The sequence below is a fragment of the Variovorax sp. JS1663 genome, assembly GCF_002157355.1.
GTDB lineage: Bacteria > Pseudomonadota > Gammaproteobacteria > Burkholderiales > Burkholderiaceae_C > Variovorax.
The window spans coordinates 14,427-29,302 of the sequence record NZ_LYMK01000007.1; the positions used below are offsets into that span (position 1 = coordinate 14,427).

The window sequence follows — 14,876 nt, forward strand, 5'->3', positions numbered from 1 at the left end:
CGGAACGGGGAGGGGTGGACCCGGGCGCTTCTCCTCTGGCTTCAAGACGTAACGCGGCGCACCACCACCGTCGCTTCCAGCCCCTCGTAGGCTTCGGCCTCTCCGAACCAGCTGCCGCTGATGGGCGCGACCAGCGACGGGTCGCGCGCCACGCCGACCCGGATCAGCCGGCCGCTGCCCATGGTCAGGTTGTTGGTCGGATCGAAGGCGACCCAGCCAGCGCCGGGCAGGTAGGCATGCAGCCAGGCATGCGTGCTGCCCGCTCCGACCACCGCCTCGCCCGTCGCGCCGTCGCCGGCGTCCAGCGCTGCGTCGTACAGGTAGCCCGAGACGAAGCGCGTCGCCACGCCGAGGCGGCGCGAGGCTTCCATCATCAGCAGCGCATAGTCGCGGCAGCTGCCGCTGCCCAGCTCCAGCGTTTCCAGCGGGGTCTGGGTGCCTTCCTCGTCGCGCGCGGCATAGCGCAGGCTCTGGCCGATGTGCGCGTTCATGCGCGTGAGCACGTCCAGCGTGCCGTTGGGCTGATCGGTATGGAGAAACTGGTGGGCCCAGCGGATCAGCGTGCCTTCCGGGTCGTCGTGGTACGGGCGCAGGTAGTGCTCGAGGTCCAGGCGGTCCTGTACCGAATAGGCGAAAGGCAGGAATTCGGCCGCGGGCTCGAGGGTGAGCAGGTCGGGCGGTTCGGCGACGTGCTCGATGGTGAAGGAGCAGATGATGCGCAGTTCGGTCGCCTCGCCCACGGGCTGCACCAGCGCGATGGAGTTGGAGTAGGGGTCCTGGATCATCCGCACATGGGCCTCGGGGCTGATCTGCAGATCGGTCGCGAGCACGCGCAGGTCGTGGCTGTCGCGCGGCCTGAACATCACGCGGTGCAGGCCGAAGCGCACCGGCACCTTGTAGCGATAGACCGTCGTGTGGGTGATGTCGTAGCGGATGGGCATGGGCGGATTGTCCCGCTTCGGGATGACGTCTGGAGGACGCCGCGCTCAGGTGCCGGAGGGCACCGGATGCGTGCGCAAGCCATGGACGCGCTGCGTGTCGAGCGCCCGCGCCAGCGCGGCCGACAGGGGCCAGGGCTCGCCATGCCATCGCGCGGCCAGCAGCTCGGCGCACATGGCGGCGAAGCTGAGCCCGCGGGAGCCCATCGCGGTGCAGAGCCAGGGGCCCTGCGGCGCTTCCGGGTCGCGCGGGCCGACCAGCGGGCGGCGATCCGCGGAGGCGCAGCGCACGCCGGCCCAGGCCTGCGCATCGCCGCGCTCGAACAGTGCGTCGAGCGCCTGGGCGGCAGCGGGATGCAGGCGCTCGAGGCGATCACGGTTCGCAACAACGTCCTCGGCCAGCAGCACCGGCTGGTCGCGCTCGCGATCGAAGGTGGCGCCGGTGAGCCAGAGCGGCCCGCCATCGTCGGGCACATGGGCGATCAGGTGGCCGTCGCCGTTGATGGGCATGCGGGGAAGTGCCATGCCCGCGTCCATGCGGCCCCAGGCGAGTTGCCCGCGCACCCCTTGCAGCGGTGCCATCGGTGCGAGCTCGCGGCTTTGGTGGCCGGCCGCGATCACGACCCGATCGGCCTCGGCCAGGACCGCGCCATCGGCATCGCGCAGCACCCAGAAGGCGCCGGCGGCATCGATCCGCGCCACGCGGCAGTGCGTGCGCAACTGGATGCCGGGCTGGTCCAGCCAGGCTTCTATCAACCGCGCGGGCCGCACCCAGCCGGCGCGCGCGTGCCAGATCCCATGGGCCTCCGGCGGCAGGCCGGCCTCGCGCAGCTGGACCGGTGACGCATGCCAGGATTCGTTCGGCCCCTCTTCATGCCATCCCTCGGGCAGGCGGGTGCGGTCGCCGTTGCGGCGCTCGAGCACGCCGCCGGCCTGCCAGTCACGGCTTTCGGCGAGCAGGGCGCGCGCCTGCTCCCAGGTGGCCCGCCCGCCCGCGCGGGTCAGGCGCGAGAGCAGGGCGTCATCGGGCGAGACGTGCGGCGCGAGCACGCCGGCCGGCAGTCCCGAGGCGCCGGCCGCGGGATGCGGGCCGGCCTCCAGCACCCGCACGTCCCAGCCACGCCGCGCCAGGCTGGCCGCGACGGCGGCACCGGCCAGGCCGGCGCCGACCACCGCGCAGCGGCCGGGTGCCGGCGCGGCGCCCGGCGCCGCCCCGGCCTGCCGAAGCGGCCACGCCGGGTCGAACACGCCCTGCAGGCAATCGCGCTTGGGCGGCAGGCCGGGCGCCTTGCGCAGCTGGAAGCCGCAGGCGGCGAGCGCGTCGCGCACCGGCCGGGCCACGCTCCAGGTCGACAGCCGCGTGCCGCGCCGCGCGAAACGCGCGACGGTCTTGAGCGTCTCGGCCGACCACATCTGCGGATTGCGCTCAGGGCTGAAGCCGTCCAGGAAGAGGCTGTCCGCGTCGAAGCGGTGCAAGGCGCGCAGCATGGCCTGAACGTCGCCGATGCAGAGGGTCAGCAGCACCCGGCCGCCGTCGAGCACCAGGCGATGGATGCCTGGGAGCAGGCCCCACCACTGCGCGGCCAGTTCCCCGGCCAGGGGCGCGAGTTCAGGGTGCGCGGCAGCGGCGCGCAGCAGGTCGTCGCGCGCGACCGGGTAGGCCTCGATCGATACGAAATGCAGCAGCCGCGGCCGCTGCGGATCGGCCCGCCAGGCCTGCCAGGCTGTCAGAAAGGAAAGGCCCAGCCCGAACCCTGTTTCGAGAATCCGCCATTGCGGCTGGCCGGCCCAGGCCTCGGGCAGGCCGCAGCCCGCGAGGAAGACATGCCGGGCCTGGGCCACGGCACCGCTCTGGGAGTGATAGATGTCGCCGAAGCGCGCGCTGTGCGGCACGCCGTCGGCATGCCAGTCGACCGGCTCGGCCATGGGACGAGCAGGCGCAAATCAGTTCGCGGGCGGAACGTAACCTTGCGCGACGTCGGCGCCTTCGCCGAAGAAATGCTTTTCCATCTGGCGGGCCAGGTACTGGCGGGCGCGCGCATCGGCCAGGTTCAGCCGGTTCTCGTTGACCAGCATGGTCTGCTGCTTGAGCCAGGCCGCCCAGGCCTCCTTGCTGACGTTTTCCCAGATGCGTTTGCCGAGTTCGCCGGGGTAGGGCGGGAAATCGAGCCCCTCGGCCTCTTTGCCGAGCTTGATGCACTGGACCATGCGTGCCATTTGGATTGCCTCTGCGGGGTGGGGGTTGCTTAGTTGATTTAGCTATTTGGAACTGAGAACTCGGTCGTTCCCCTTTCCTTATGCGCTATTCAGAATTCGAAGCTTCACTGTTATGCCTTCTTGAAGCACAAGACCATGAGCTACCGTCGCGACTTTATCAAGCTTTCCCTGGGTGCCGCCGCCGCGGCCGGTATCGCCATGACGGCCCTGCCGTCGTTCGCCCAGGGCGTGACGCTGCTCAACGTGTCCTATGACCCGACCCGCGAGCTCTACGTCGACTACAACAAGGCCTTCGCTGCCTACTGGAAGGGCAAGACCGGCCAGGAAGTGACGATCAAGCAGTCGCACGGCGGCTCGGGCAAGCAGGCACGCTCCATCATCGACGGCATCGAGGCCGACGTGGCCACGCTGGCGCTGGCCGGCGACACCGATGCGCTGGTCTCCCACGGCAACCTGGTCAAGGTGGATTGGCAGAAGCGCCTGCCGCACAACTCGGCGCCCTACACCTCGACCATCGTGTTCCTGGTGAAGAAGGGCAATCCCAAGCAGCTCAAGGACTGGGACGACCTGGCCAAGCCCGGCGTGCAGGTGATCACGCCCAACCCCAAGACCTCCGGTGGCGCGCGCTGGAATTACCTGGCCGCCTGGGAATTCGGCAAGCGCAAGTACGGCGGCGACGCCCAGGCCAAGGACTTCGTGGCCAAGCTCTACAAGAACGTACCGGTGCTCGACACGGGTGCGCGCGGCTCCACCATCACCTTCGTGCAGCGCGGCGTGGGCGACGTGCTGCTGGCCTGGGAGAACGAGGCCTTCCTCGCGCTGAAGGAATTCGGCCCCGAGAAGTTCGAGATCGTCGTGCCCTCCGTCAGCATCCTGGCCGAGCCCACCGTGACGGTGGTCGACAAGGTGGTGGACAAGAAGGGCACGCGCGCCGTGGCCGAGGAATACCTGAAGTACCTGTACTCCGACGAGGGCCAGGACATCGCCGGCCGCAACTACTACCGCCCGACCTCCGACAAGGCGAAGGCGAAGTACGAGAAGCAGTTCCCCAAGCTCACGCTGTTCACCATCGACCAGGCTTTCGGCGGCTGGGCCAAGGCGGACAAGGCGCACTTCGCGGACGGCGGCTCCTTCGACCAGATCTACTCCCCGAAGTGAGCTCGCCCCAGGCTGCACCCACCAACGGCTTCGAGCCGGCGCCGTTGTCGCGCGTGCGATGTAGCGTCTGAAGGCCGGGCCTCGCGGCCGGCCGTCTTCTCCCCATCCCCCTTTTCCCTTGTCTTTCGCCGCAGCCCTGCGGCGCGGGACGACTTGCGCCCGAAAGCGATCGCCATGCATCCTGTCCATACCGAAGACAACCCGTTCGACGCGCCGCGGCGCCCCTGGTGGCGTGCGCTGCGCGACCTCGCGATCAGCGTCGCCGTGATCGGCGCCATCGCGCTCATCGCCGGCTTTCTCGGCGCGACTTCCGCCCATGCGCAGGGCCGCAGCGAGCTGCGCATCGGCTACCAGAAGTCGGCCAGCCTCTTCGTGCTGCAGAAGGCGCAGGGCACGCTGGAGAAGCGGCTCGCACCCCTGGGCTTCGGCGTGAAATGGGTCGAGTTCCCGGCCGGGCCGCAGCTGCTCGAAGGACTGAACGTGGGCGCGGTCGACGTGGGCTACGTCGGCGAGGCCCCGCCCATCTTCGCGCAGGCCGCCGGCGCGAAGTTCGTCTACATCGGCCATGACCCGGCAGCGCCGGCCGCCGAGGCGATCCTGGTGCGCAAGGATTCACCGATCCGCTCGGTGGCCGAACTCAAAGGCAAGAAGGTGGCGCTCAACAAGGGCAGCAACGTGCACTACCTGCTGGTCAAGCAACTGGAGAAGCATGGTCTCCAGTTCGCTGACGTCCAGCCGATCTATCTCGCGCCGGCCGATGGCCGCGCCGCCTTCGAGAGCGGAAACGTCGACGCGTGGGTGATCTGGGATCCGTTCCAGGCGGCCACCGAGAAAGCGACCGGTGCGCGCGTGCTGGCTGACGGACGCGGCACGGCCGTCAACAACTACCAGTTCTACCTGGGCGAGCGCGGCTTCGTCGCGAAGAACCCGAAGGTGGTGCAGGCGCTGTTCGACGACTCGGTCGAGCGCGGCATCTGGCTCAAGAAGAACCTGCACGACGCGGCCGAGCTGATCGCGCCCCTGCAGGGCCTGCCGGTGGACGTGGTGGAGCAGAGCCTGCGCCGCTACGAGTTCAACGTGAAGCCGATCACCCCGGCGGTCGCGGCCGATCAGCAGAAGATCGCCGACACCTTCTTCCAGCTCAAGCTCATTCCGAAGGCCATCAAGGTCCAGGAAGCCGTCGTGCTCGCGCAGCCCTGAACGGCGCCCATCGAGGACACCCCCATGCCGACCCTGCATTCATCGACGCGCCGCGCCCTGGTCCGCGGCGCCGCGGCGGCGATCGCGCTGCCATCGCTCACCGCCTTCGCCCAGGCGCCGGCGCGCCAGCTGCGCATCGGCCACCAGAAGGGCTACCTGAGCCTGCTCAAGGGCCGCGGCACGCTGGAGAAGCGCCTGGCGCCCCTGAACGTCTCGCTCAAATGGACCGAGTTCACGGCCGGGCCGGTGCAGCTCGAGGCGCTCAACGTCGGCTCGATCGGCGCCGCGCACAGGGACGCGCTCGCCGGCGAGCTGGCCCAGTTGTGGGGCCTGCCCAAGCCGGTGGTCGACATCTCGATCGGTCGCACACGCTTCGGCACCGGGCCGGTCACGCGGGCCATCCTGGCGGAGCAGCAGAAGATCGCCGACACCTTCTTCTCGCTGGGCCTGATTCCGAAACAGATCAAGGTGCTCGAAGCCGCGGCACCCGGCATTGCCTGAGGCGAATCACACCATGCAAGTCTTCTGGTTTCTTCCCACCCACGGCGACAGCCGCTACCTCGGCAGCAGCGAGGGCGCGCGCCCGGTCGACCTGGCCTACCTGCAACAGGTCGCCGGCGCGGCCGACCAGCTCGGCTACGAAGGCGTTCTGATCCCCACCGGCCGCTCCTGCGAGGACCCGTGGGTCGTGGCCTCGAGCCTGATCGGCGTGACGCGCCGCCTGCGCTTCCTGGTCGCGGTGCGGCCCGGCCTGCACCAGCCCAGCCTGGCCGCGCGCATGGCGGCGACCTTCGACCGTCTCTCCGGCGGGCGCGTGCTGGTGAACCTCGTGACCGGCGGCGACCAGGCCGAGCTCGAGGGCGACGGCGTGTACCTCGACCATGCCGCGCGCTACGAGCAGTCGGCCGAGTTCATCCGCATCTGGCGCGAGATCATCGCGCGCAGCCATGAAGGGGAGGCCTTCGATTTCGAAGGGAAGCACCTGAGCGTGAAGGGCGCCAGGCTGCTCTATCCGCCGACGCAGAAGCCGTATCCTCCGGTGTGGTTCGGCGGCTCTTCCGCGGCGGCGCATGAGCTCGCGGCCGAGCAGGTCGACACGTATCTGACCTGGGGCGAGCCGCCCGCCGACGTGGCGAAGAAAGTGGCCGACGTGCGCGAGCGTGCTGCACGGAAAGGCCGCACGGTGAGCTTCGGCATCCGCCTGCACGTGATCGTGCGCGAGACCGAGGACGCGGCGTGGAAGGCCGCGGAAGACCTGATCAGCCGTCTGGACGACGAGACCGTGGTCCGCGCCCAGGCGGCCTTCGCGCGCATGGATTCGGAAGGCCAGCGCCGCATGGCCGCGCTGCATGGCCGTGGCGCCAAGCGCAGCCGGGCGGACCTGGAGATCGCGCCCAACCTCTGGGCCGGCGTGGGCCTGGTGCGCGGCGGCGCAGGCACGGCGCTGGTGGGCGATCCGAAGACGGTCGCGGCGCGCATCGAGGAATACGCGGCGCTCGGACTGGACAACTTCATCCTCTCCGGCTACCCGCACCTGGAGGAGGCTTACCGCTTCGCCGAGCTGGTGTTCCCGCTGCTGCCGCGCAAGCAGCACGCGACGCTGCCGGGCGGCTCGCTCACCGGGCCCTTCGGCGAGGTGGTCGCCAATCTCGATGCGCCTTCGCGCCTTCTTTCCCAGAGCTGATGCGCCGATCGATGCAAAGGAACTCCCGATGACCGAACAAGTGCAATCCTTGCCGGCCGAGGCGCCTTCTCTCGGCCCGGTCCGGGCCTTCGGCCTGAACGTCGCCCGGCGGCTGGTTCCCTGGCTCGTGCCCGTGGGCCTGATCGTGGTCTGGCAGATCGCCTCCTCGCTGGGCTGGCTGTCCACCCGCGTGCTGCCGGCACCCATCGACGTGGTCAAGGCCGCCTGGACGCTCACCGCTTCCGGCGAACTGTGGACCCACGTGAAGGTGAGCGCGGGCCGTGCGCTGCTGGGCCTGGGCATCGGCGGCGGGCTCGGCCTGGTGCTGGGCCTGCTGACGGGCTCGGTGCGCTTCTTCGAGACCCTGCTCGATTCCACCATCCAGATGGTGCGCAACATCCCGGCGCTGGCGCTGATCCCGCTGGTGATCCTCTGGTTCGGCATCGACGAGTCGGCCAAGCTGTTCCTGATCTCGGTGTCGGTGTTCTTCCCGATCTATCTCAATACCTTCCACGGCATCCGCAACGTGGACCCGCAGCTCATCGAGATGGGCCGCACCTACGGGCTGTCGCGCTGGCAGCTCTACAGGGAGGTGATCCTGCCCGGCGCGCTGTCCTCCATCCTGGTGGGCCTGCGCTTCTCGCTGGGCCTGATGTGGGTGATCCTGATCGTGGCCGAGACCATCTCGGCACAGGCCGGCATCGGCTACCTCACGATGAACGCGCGCGAGTTCCTGCAGACCGACATCGTGCTGGTGGGCATCCTGCTGTACGCGCTGCTGGGCAAGCTGGCCGACGTGTTCGCCCGCGCGCTCGAACGCTGGTGGCTGCGCTGGCATCCCGGCTACCAATCGGCCGGCTGAGCCGGGGAGAAACCATGAGCACGATTCTCGATTCCCGGCCCGTCGCCGACACGCACATCCCCCAGGGCGTGAAGCTGGAGGCGCGCGGCCTTCACAAGCGCTACGGCGCGCGCGAGGTGCTGCGCAACACACAGCTGACGATCGAGCCCGGCCAGTTCATCGCCATCGTGGGCCGCAGCGGCTGCGGCAAGAGCACGCTGCTGCGCCTGATCGCCGGGCTCGAGGAGGCTTCGGCGGGCGCCCTCTACACCGACGGCAAGCCCGTCGCCGGGCTGCACGACGACACGCGGATCATGTTCCAGGAGGCGCGCCTGCTGCCCTGGCGCCGCGTGCTCGACAACGTCACGCTGGGCCTGCCGGCGGAAGCCCGTCCGCGCGGCGAGGAGGTGCTGGCCCAGGTGGGCCTGGCCGATCGCAGGAACGAATGGCCTGCGCGCCTGTCCGGCGGGCAGCGCCAGCGCGTCTCGCTGGCGCGGGCCCTGGTGCACCACCCGCGCCTGCTGCTGCTCGACGAACCGCTGGGCGCGCTGGATGCGCTGACGCGCATCGAGATGCACCGGCTGATCGAGAACCTCTGGCAGCGCCATCGCTTCACGGCACTCCTGGTCACGCACGACGTGCAGGAGGCGGTGGCCTTGGCCGACCGCGTGATCCTGATCGAGGACGGCCGCATTGCACTGGACGAGCGCATCACGCTGGCGCGGCCGCGTTCGCAGGGTGACCCGGCCTTCGCCGCGATCGAGAAGCGCATCCTCGACCGCGTGCTGCAGAAGCCCGCCGGCGACGCCGAGCCCATCGACGATCCGTCCTGGCTGGCCCGACCGGCGCACGAGCTGCGCTGGGCCGTCTGATCCCCTTTTGTCTGTCACCCATCCCAACCCGAAGGAGTCTTGCATGTCCATCCAAGCCATCAACGTCCGCAACCAGTTCAAGGGCAAGGTCCGCGAGATCATCCGCGGCGACGTCGTCTCCGAGGTCGACGTCGAGACCGCCTGGGGCATCGTGACCTCGGTCATCACCACGCGCTCGGTCGACGAGCTGCAGCTGAAGGTGGGCTCCGACGTCGTGGCACTGGTCAAGTCCACCGAGGTGTCGATCGCCAAGCTCTGAGGGCCTAATCCCTCCGGCCACGCCGGGCGCCTGTTGACGTGACAATGGGCGCCCAGAAGGAGAGAACCATGGCCGGATTCGAAGTGGGCGAGATCGTCGCGGCGCTGCGGGGGGCGCGCGAGGAATGGCGCGATGCCCAGCGGCGATCACGCGAGCCGGGCAGCCGCGAGTTTCCATCGCGCGAGGCACTGGCCGCGATCGTGGAGTCGCTCAAGGGCGCCTTGTTCCCGATGCGCCTCGGGCCGCCCGAGCTGCGGCAGGAGAGCGAGGATTTCTACGTGGGCCACACGCTGGATTCGGCGCTGCAGTCGCTGCTCACGCAGGCGCGGCTGGAGCTGCGCTACAGCGCGCGCCACCAACCGCGCGACCCGGCCGAGATCGACGCCGAGGCCACGCAGGCCATCCGCGCCTTCGCCGCCGCGCTGCCGACCATCCGCCGCCTGCTCGATGGCGACGTGCTCGCCGCCTACCAGGGCGACCCGGCCGCGCGCAGCGTCGACGAGGTGCTGCTGTGCTATCCCGGCATCCTGGCGATGATCCATCACCGCCTGGCGCACCAGCTCTACGACCATGGCCTGCCGCTGCTGGCGCGCATCGTGGCCGAGCTCGCGCATGCGCAGACCGGCATCGACATCCATCCCGGCGCACGGATCGACGCCGGCTTCTTCATCGACCACGGCACCGGTGTCGTGATCGGCGAGACCACCGTGATCGGCAAGCGCGTGCGGCTCTACCAGGCCGTGACGCTGGGCGCCAAGCGCTTCCCGACCGATCCCGACGGCAAATTGCAGAAGGGCCTGCCGCGGCATCCGATCGTGGAGGACGACGTGGTGATCTACGCGGGCGCGACCATCCTCGGCCGTGTGACGCTGGGCAAGGGCGCGGTCATCGGCGGCAACACCTGGATCACCGACGACGTGCCGGCCGGCGCCAACATCACCCAGGCCATGCTGCAGAAGGCCGGGTGCGATTGAGCGATTGAACTTTTCCAGAAAAGGTCAAAGCCGCTTCGCATAATCGGCCGGGCCTTTTCATCCATCCCTCATCCAAGGAGTTTTGCATGGCCCAGACCCGCATCGCCGTCATCGTCGGCAGCCTGCGCAAGGATTCGTTCAACCGCAAGCTCGCGCTCGCGATCGCCCACCTCGCGCCCTCGGACTTCACCTTCGAGCACCTGCGCATCGACGATCTGCCGCTCTACAACCAGGATGAAGACGGCAACCAGGCGCCTGCGGTCAAGCGCCTGAAGTCGGAGATCGCGGCGGCGCAGGGCCTGCTGTTCGTGACGCCGGAATACAACCGCTCGATGCCCGGTGTGCTCAAGAACGCGATCGACAACGCCTCGCGGCCGTATGGGCAGAGCGCGTGGGCCGGCAAGCCGGCGGGCGTGATCGGCATTTCTGTCGGCGCCATCGGCACGGCGCTGGCGCAGCAGCACCTGCGCAACGTGCTGGCCTACCTGGACGTGCCCACCATGGGCCAGCCCGAAGCCTTCATCCAGAACAAGGAAGGCCTCTTCGACGACAAGGGCCACATCGCCGAAGACAGCAAGAAATTCCTGCAGGGCTGGGTGGACCGCTACGTCGCCTGGGTCAAGCGCCACGGCGCCTGATCCCGTAGAAGGGGAGAAGGGGCGCGCTGCGCCCCCCACTGCCGTCAGGCCACCAGCGCAGCACGTTCCTGGTTCGCGGCAACGCCTGCCGCGGCCAGGATGTCGGCTCGTGCGGCGCTCAGCGCAGCAGCGCGGGGTTCGTCGCCCATCGCCACGCCCTCGGCACGGACGAAGCGCACGTCAGTGATGCCGAAGAAGCCGAACACCACCTTCAGGTAGCTCTCCTGGTGCTCCAGGGCCTGGCCGCCTTCGCTGGTCGAGTAGACGCCGCCGCGGGTGGAGACCACGATCACCGTCTTGCCGCCGGCCAGGCCGACCGGGCCCTTGTCGGTGTACTTGAAGGTGCGGCCGACCTGCGCCAGGCGGTCGATCCAGGCCTTCAGCTGCGTCGGCACGCTGAAGTTGTAGAGCGGGGCGCCGACGACGATCACGTCCGACGCCAGGAACTGGCTCACCAGCCGCTCCGAGACGGCGTTCTCGCGAACCTGCGCTTCGGTGGGGTTGGGTTGCGCGGCGCCCTTGATGGCGAGCGCGTCGACATTGAAGTGGTTGGGGGCGTCCACGGCCAGGTCGAGGTAGTCGACCGTCGTGTTCGGATGGCTTCGGCCCCATTCGGCCACCACTTCCGCGGTGAGCTGGCGGGAAACGGAGTGGGTGCCCAGGACGCTGGAATCGACGTGCAGCAGTTTCATGATCAATCGCTCTCTTTCGATGGTTGCGCCGGCACGGGATCGGTCGGCATGGGGGATAGTCTATTTTTGAGTCGACTGATTGATAAGTCGGCGAAATTGACACAGTTCGTCCTGTTGGTAGGACAATCCAGGCCATGCAAGACCTCAACGACATGGTTTTCTTCGCCGAGGTGGCCGAGCACGGCGGCTTCGCCGCCGCAGGCAGGGCGCTGGGCATCCCCAAATCGCGACTGTCGCGCCGGGTCGCCGACCTGGAGGCGCGCCTGGGCGTGCAACTGCTGCAGCGCAGTACCCGCCAGCTGTCCCTGACGCCGGCCGGGGAGCTCTACCTGCGCCACAGCCTGGCGATGCGCGATGCCGCCGAAGCGGCCGCCGAAGCCATCGCCCAGGTGCAGACCGAGCCGCGCGGCCTGGTGCGCATCAGCTGTCCGATCACGCTGGCGCAGAGCGGCATGGGCGTGCTGGTGTCCCAGTTCATGCTGCGCTACCCCGCGGTGCAGATCGAGATGCGCATCCTGAACCGGGCCGTGGACCCGATCGAGGAGGGCATCGACCTGGCCCTGCGGGTGCGGCCCGTGATCGAGGACAGCACCACCCTGGTGGCCAAGCAGTTGGCCATCGCCCGGGGCGTGCTGGTGGCCAGCCCCGAGCTGCTGCGGCGGCAGGGCCCGGTGGTCGCGGTGGACGGGCTCGGACGTCTGGATACCGTCGCCCAGACGGCCGCCGACGGGCGGGTCAGTTGGCAGCTGGAGGGCCCCAACGGCGCCACCCACACCATGCAGCACAGGCCGCGCTACCTGGCCGACGACCTGCTGACCCTGAAGGCCGCCGTGGTGGAGGGCGTCGGCGCCAGCATCCTGCCCGACTACATGTGCAAGGAGGACCTCGCAGCGGGCCGGCTGGTCGAGGTGCTGCCGGGCTGGGGGCCGGCGCCCGGCATCCTGCACGCCGTGTTCCCCTCGCGCCGGGCGCTGGTGCCGGCGATCCGCCGCCTGATCGATTACCTGGCCGAGCACAGCGAGGCGGGAGGTTTCAGGTTGACGGTCTGAGCGCGTTCCTTATTCGCTATATGCCATATTCAAACAAGTAGATATTCGTTTGGCTTTGAAGCGATGCTCCGGAGAATCGGCGCTCCCTTCATTCCCCCCAAGAAGAAAGCGAGCGACCATGGCAACCCTGCGCCTCGGCGACACGGCCCCGAATTTCACCCAGGACTCGAGCGAAGGCCCCATCGACTTTTATCAGTGGGCCGGTGATGCCTGGGTCGTGCTGTTCTCCCACCCGGCCGATTTCACGCCGGTGTGCACCACCGAGCTGGGCAAGACGGCGGCGCTGTCGGGCGAGTTCGCCCGGCGCGGCGTCAAGCCGATCGCGATCAGCGTCGATCCCGCGGACAAGCACAGGGAGTGGATCGGCGACATCAACGAGACGCAGAACACCACCGTCAACTTCCCGATCCTGGCCGACGCGGACCGCAAGGTTGCCGACCTCTACGACCTGATCCACCCGAACGCCTCGGCCACCGCCACGGTGCGCAGCGTGTTCATCATCGATCCGAAGAAGGTGATCCGCACCACCATCACCTACCCGGCGAGCACGGGCCGCAACTTCGACGAGATCCTGCGCGTGATCGACTCGCTGCAACTCACCGACAGCCACAAGGTGGCGACCCCGGCGAACTGGCGCGACGGCGACGACGTCGTGATCCTCCCCAGCCTGCAGGACCCGGCCGAGATCGCCCAGCGCTTTCCCAAGGGCTACCAGGCCGTGCGGCCGTACCTGCGCCTGACGCCGCAGCCCAACCGCTGAGCTGGAGCCGCTGCGTGAGCCACCCGAACATCATCATCGTCCCCGGCTGGCGCGACTCCGGCCCGGGCCACTGGCAGAGCCTGTGGGCCGAGCGCATGCAGGGCGCCGTGCGGGTGGTGCAGGACGACTGGATCACGCCCAAGCGCGAGGCCTGGGTGGCGGCGCTCGAGAAGCTGGTGCTCGAAAGCCCGCGGCCGGTGGTGATCGCCGCCCACAGTCTGGGCTGCATTGCGACCGTGCACTTGTCCGAGGCGGCCGCGAGCCGCATCCGCGGGGCGCTGCTGGTCGCGCCGGCCGACCCGGAACGGCGCGCCGTGCTCAGCGACTTCGCGCCCGTTCCCTATGCCAAGCTGCCGTACCGCAGCATCCTGGTGGCCAGCAGCAACGACCCCTATTGCCCGGTGCGCCTGGCCGGCGCCTATGCCCGCGCCTGGGGCAGCGAATTCGTTCGCATGCAGAATGCCGGCCATATCAACATCGATTCGGGGCATGGTGACTGGCCGCTTGGCCTGGCGCTGCTCCAATCGTTGACGGACGAGCCCGCGACGCCGATGGCCGCCCGACCCAAATTCGAACCACTGGCAACCCTATGACTTCCAGAACCATCAAGACGATCCTCGGCACGCTCGCACTGGCGGCCGCTGGCGCTGCCTCGGCCCAGACCTTGCTCAACGTCTCCTACGACGTCGCGCGCGAGTTCTACAAGGACTACAACGCCGCCTTCGTCGCGAACTACAAGAAGACGACGGGCAAGGACGTCAAGGTCGACCAGTCCCACGCCGGCTCCAGCGCGCAGGCCCGGGCCGTCGCCGATGGGCTGGAGGCCGACGTGGTGACCATGAACACCAGCACCGACGTCGACTTCCTGGCCAACGCAGGCGTGGTCGCCAAGGACTGGTCCAAGCGCTTCCCGCAGAACGCGGCGCCCACCACCTCGACCATGCTGTTCCTCACGCGCAACGGCAACCCCAAGGGCATCAAGGACTGGGACGACCTGGTCAAGCCCGGCGTCCAGGTGGTGATCGTCAATCCCAAGACCGGCGGCAACGGCCGCTACGCGTACCTCGCTGCCTGGGGCTACGTGAAGAAGAAGGGCGGCAGCGACACCCAGGCCGCCGAATTCGTGGGCAAGCTGTTCAAGAACGTCCCGGTGCTGGCCCGCGGCGGCCGCGACGCGACCACCGCGTTCCTGCAGCGCAACATCGGCGACGTGCTGATCACCTTCGAGTCGGAGGTGGTGTCCATCGACCGCGAATTCGGCGCCGGCAAGGTCGATGCGGTCTACCCCTCGATCAGCATCCTGGCCGAGAACCCGGTGGCCGTGGTCGAGCGCACGGTGGCCAAGAAGGGCACCGGCGAGCTGGCCAAGGCCTACCTCGACTACCTCTACTCCGACGAGGCGCAGGAGATCGCCGCCAAGCATGCGCTGCGTCCGCGTTCCGAGGCGGTGCTCAAGAAGCACGCCGCGACCTTCAAGCCCCTGCAGCTCTTCACGGTGCAGGAACTCTTCGGCAGCCTCGGCGATGCACAGAAGGTGCACTTCAACGACGGCGGCCAGTTCGACAAGCTGTACACGCCCGGCGCGAAGTAGACG

17 protein-coding genes are annotated in these 14,876 nt (G+C 68.9%); 13 read left to right on the top strand and 4 right to left on the bottom strand.

The genetic code is table 11. The features are described 5' to 3' along the window. Positions 1-41 precede the first annotated feature (41 nt). Genes A8M77_RS08150 through A8M77_RS08160 form a run of 3 tightly spaced genes read right to left on the bottom strand, consistent with a single transcriptional unit; the run spans position 42 to position 3,155 of the window. Complete coding sequence (locus A8M77_RS08150) at positions 42-941, bottom strand: transglutaminase family protein (protein ID WP_086921055.1); 900 nt, start codon at positions 939-941, stop codon at positions 42-44. A 45-nt stretch (positions 942-986) separates the two neighbouring features. Then, positions 987-2,864, bottom strand: a complete 1,878-nt coding sequence (gene mnmC, locus A8M77_RS08155; protein ID WP_086921056.1) for an FAD-dependent 5-carboxymethylaminomethyl-2-thiouridine(34) oxidoreductase MnmC — start codon at positions 2,862-2,864, stop codon at positions 987-989. A gap of 18 nt (positions 2,865-2,882) precedes the next feature. Then, positions 2,883-3,155: an oxidative damage protection protein gene (locus A8M77_RS08160; protein WP_076997871.1), complete on the bottom strand. Its 273-nt coding sequence runs from the start codon at positions 3,153-3,155 to the stop codon at positions 2,883-2,885. 135 nt (positions 3,156-3,290) lie between these two features. Between A8M77_RS08160 and A8M77_RS08165 the strand changes: the two genes are divergently transcribed. From A8M77_RS08165 to A8M77_RS08205, 9 genes are all read left to right on the top strand, one after another. Continuing rightward, positions 3,291-4,313: a sulfate ABC transporter substrate-binding protein gene (locus A8M77_RS08165; RefSeq protein WP_086921197.1), complete on the top strand. Its 1,023-nt coding sequence runs from the start codon at positions 3,291-3,293 to the stop codon at positions 4,311-4,313. A 174-nt stretch (positions 4,314-4,487) separates the two neighbouring features. Next, a complete protein-coding gene (locus A8M77_RS08170) occupies positions 4,488-5,513 on the top strand; it encodes a sulfonate ABC transporter substrate-binding protein (RefSeq protein ID WP_086921057.1) in 1,026 nt (341 codons plus the stop codon). Positions 5,514-5,537: 24 nt separating this feature from the next. Next, positions 5,538-6,014 (top strand): hypothetical protein, encoded by a 477-nt coding sequence (locus tag A8M77_RS08175; RefSeq protein WP_086921058.1) that lies wholly within the window; start codon positions 5,538-5,540, stop codon positions 6,012-6,014. 13 nt (positions 6,015-6,027) lie between these two features. Beyond that, complete coding sequence (gene ssuD / locus A8M77_RS08180) at positions 6,028-7,197, top strand: FMNH2-dependent alkanesulfonate monooxygenase (RefSeq protein ID WP_086921059.1); 1,170 nt, start codon at positions 6,028-6,030, stop codon at positions 7,195-7,197. A 28-nt stretch (positions 7,198-7,225) separates the two neighbouring features. Continuing rightward, positions 7,226-8,059, top strand: a complete 834-nt coding sequence (gene ssuC, locus A8M77_RS08185) for an aliphatic sulfonate ABC transporter permease SsuC (protein ID WP_086921060.1) — start codon at positions 7,226-7,228, stop codon at positions 8,057-8,059. A 14-nt stretch (positions 8,060-8,073) separates the two neighbouring features. Then, positions 8,074-8,910, top strand: a complete 837-nt coding sequence (locus tag A8M77_RS08190; protein WP_086921061.1) for an ATP-binding cassette domain-containing protein — start codon at positions 8,074-8,076, stop codon at positions 8,908-8,910. 43 nt (positions 8,911-8,953) lie between these two features. Beyond that, positions 8,954-9,169 (top strand): TOBE domain-containing protein, encoded by a 216-nt coding sequence (locus A8M77_RS08195; protein ID WP_007829250.1) that lies wholly within the window; start codon positions 8,954-8,956, stop codon positions 9,167-9,169. 68 nt (positions 9,170-9,237) lie between these two features. Beyond that, complete coding sequence (gene epsC, locus A8M77_RS08200; RefSeq protein WP_086921062.1) at positions 9,238-10,143, top strand: serine O-acetyltransferase EpsC; 906 nt, start codon at positions 9,238-9,240, stop codon at positions 10,141-10,143. A gap of 86 nt (positions 10,144-10,229) precedes the next feature. Next, the gene (locus A8M77_RS08205; protein WP_086921063.1) at positions 10,230-10,781 is read left to right on the top strand and encodes an NADPH-dependent FMN reductase; all 552 of its coding nucleotides are present in this window, start codon (positions 10,230-10,232) and stop codon (positions 10,779-10,781) included. Positions 10,782-10,825: 44 nt separating this feature from the next. On the opposite strand, the gene A8M77_RS08210 is transcribed toward A8M77_RS08205, so the two are convergent. Beyond that, positions 10,826-11,473 carry an FMN-dependent NADH-azoreductase gene (locus A8M77_RS08210; RefSeq protein ID WP_086921198.1) on the bottom strand — a complete coding sequence of 216 codons (648 nt, stop codon included), beginning with the start codon at positions 11,471-11,473 and terminating at the stop codon, positions 10,826-10,828. A gap of 134 nt (positions 11,474-11,607) precedes the next feature. Here A8M77_RS08210 and A8M77_RS08215 point away from each other — a divergent pair, with 134 nt between their 5' ends. The 4 genes from A8M77_RS08215 (at position 11,608) to A8M77_RS08230 (ending at position 14,873) form a co-directional block, all read left to right on the top strand. Next, a complete protein-coding gene (locus tag A8M77_RS08215; RefSeq protein WP_086921064.1) occupies positions 11,608-12,522 on the top strand; it encodes a LysR family transcriptional regulator in 915 nt (304 codons plus the stop codon). Positions 12,523-12,640: 118 nt separating this feature from the next. Next, on the top strand, positions 12,641-13,282 hold the full coding sequence (locus A8M77_RS08220; RefSeq protein ID WP_086921065.1) for a peroxiredoxin: 642 nt from the start codon (positions 12,641-12,643) through the stop codon (positions 13,280-13,282). Between the two features lie 14 nt (positions 13,283-13,296). After that, positions 13,297-13,875: an RBBP9/YdeN family alpha/beta hydrolase gene (locus tag A8M77_RS08225; protein WP_086921066.1), complete on the top strand. Its 579-nt coding sequence runs from the start codon at positions 13,297-13,299 to the stop codon at positions 13,873-13,875. After that, a complete protein-coding gene (locus A8M77_RS08230; protein ID WP_086921067.1) occupies positions 13,872-14,873 on the top strand; it encodes a sulfate ABC transporter substrate-binding protein in 1,002 nt (333 codons plus the stop codon). The genes A8M77_RS08225 and A8M77_RS08230 overlap by 4 nt, the downstream gene beginning before the upstream one ends. Positions 14,874-14,876: the final 3 nt, after the last annotated feature.

Bases quoted from the DNA above. Each gene is read 5' to 3' on its own strand.
- A8M77_RS08150 (WP_086921055.1), bottom strand. From the start codon at position 941: ATGCCCATCCGCTACGACATCACCCACACGACGGTCTATCGCTACAAG.
- mnmC (WP_086921056.1), bottom strand. From the start codon at position 2,864: ATGGCCGAGCCGGTCGACTGGCATGCCGACGGCGTGCCGCACAGCGCG.
- A8M77_RS08160 (WP_076997871.1), bottom strand. From the start codon at position 3,155: ATGGCACGCATGGTCCAGTGCATCAAGCTCGGCAAAGAGGCCGAGGGG.
- A8M77_RS08165 (WP_086921197.1), top strand. From the start codon at position 3,291: ATGAGCTACCGTCGCGACTTTATCAAGCTTTCCCTGGGTGCCGCCGCC.
- A8M77_RS08170 (WP_086921057.1), top strand. From the start codon at position 4,488: ATGCATCCTGTCCATACCGAAGACAACCCGTTCGACGCGCCGCGGCGC.
- A8M77_RS08175 (WP_086921058.1), top strand. From the start codon at position 5,538: ATGCCGACCCTGCATTCATCGACGCGCCGCGCCCTGGTCCGCGGCGCC.
- ssuD (WP_086921059.1), top strand. From the start codon at position 6,028: ATGCAAGTCTTCTGGTTTCTTCCCACCCACGGCGACAGCCGCTACCTC.
- ssuC (WP_086921060.1), top strand. From the start codon at position 7,226: ATGACCGAACAAGTGCAATCCTTGCCGGCCGAGGCGCCTTCTCTCGGC.
- A8M77_RS08190 (WP_086921061.1), top strand. From the start codon at position 8,074: ATGAGCACGATTCTCGATTCCCGGCCCGTCGCCGACACGCACATCCCC.
- A8M77_RS08195 (WP_007829250.1), top strand. From the start codon at position 8,954: ATGTCCATCCAAGCCATCAACGTCCGCAACCAGTTCAAGGGCAAGGTC.
- epsC (WP_086921062.1), top strand. From the start codon at position 9,238: ATGGCCGGATTCGAAGTGGGCGAGATCGTCGCGGCGCTGCGGGGGGCG.
- A8M77_RS08205 (WP_086921063.1), top strand. From the start codon at position 10,230: ATGGCCCAGACCCGCATCGCCGTCATCGTCGGCAGCCTGCGCAAGGAT.
- A8M77_RS08210 (WP_086921198.1), bottom strand. From the start codon at position 11,473: ATGAAACTGCTGCACGTCGATTCCAGCGTCCTGGGCACCCACTCCGTT.
- A8M77_RS08215 (WP_086921064.1), top strand. From the start codon at position 11,608: ATGCAAGACCTCAACGACATGGTTTTCTTCGCCGAGGTGGCCGAGCAC.
- A8M77_RS08220 (WP_086921065.1), top strand. From the start codon at position 12,641: ATGGCAACCCTGCGCCTCGGCGACACGGCCCCGAATTTCACCCAGGAC.
- A8M77_RS08230 (WP_086921067.1), top strand. From the start codon at position 13,872: ATGACTTCCAGAACCATCAAGACGATCCTCGGCACGCTCGCACTGGCG.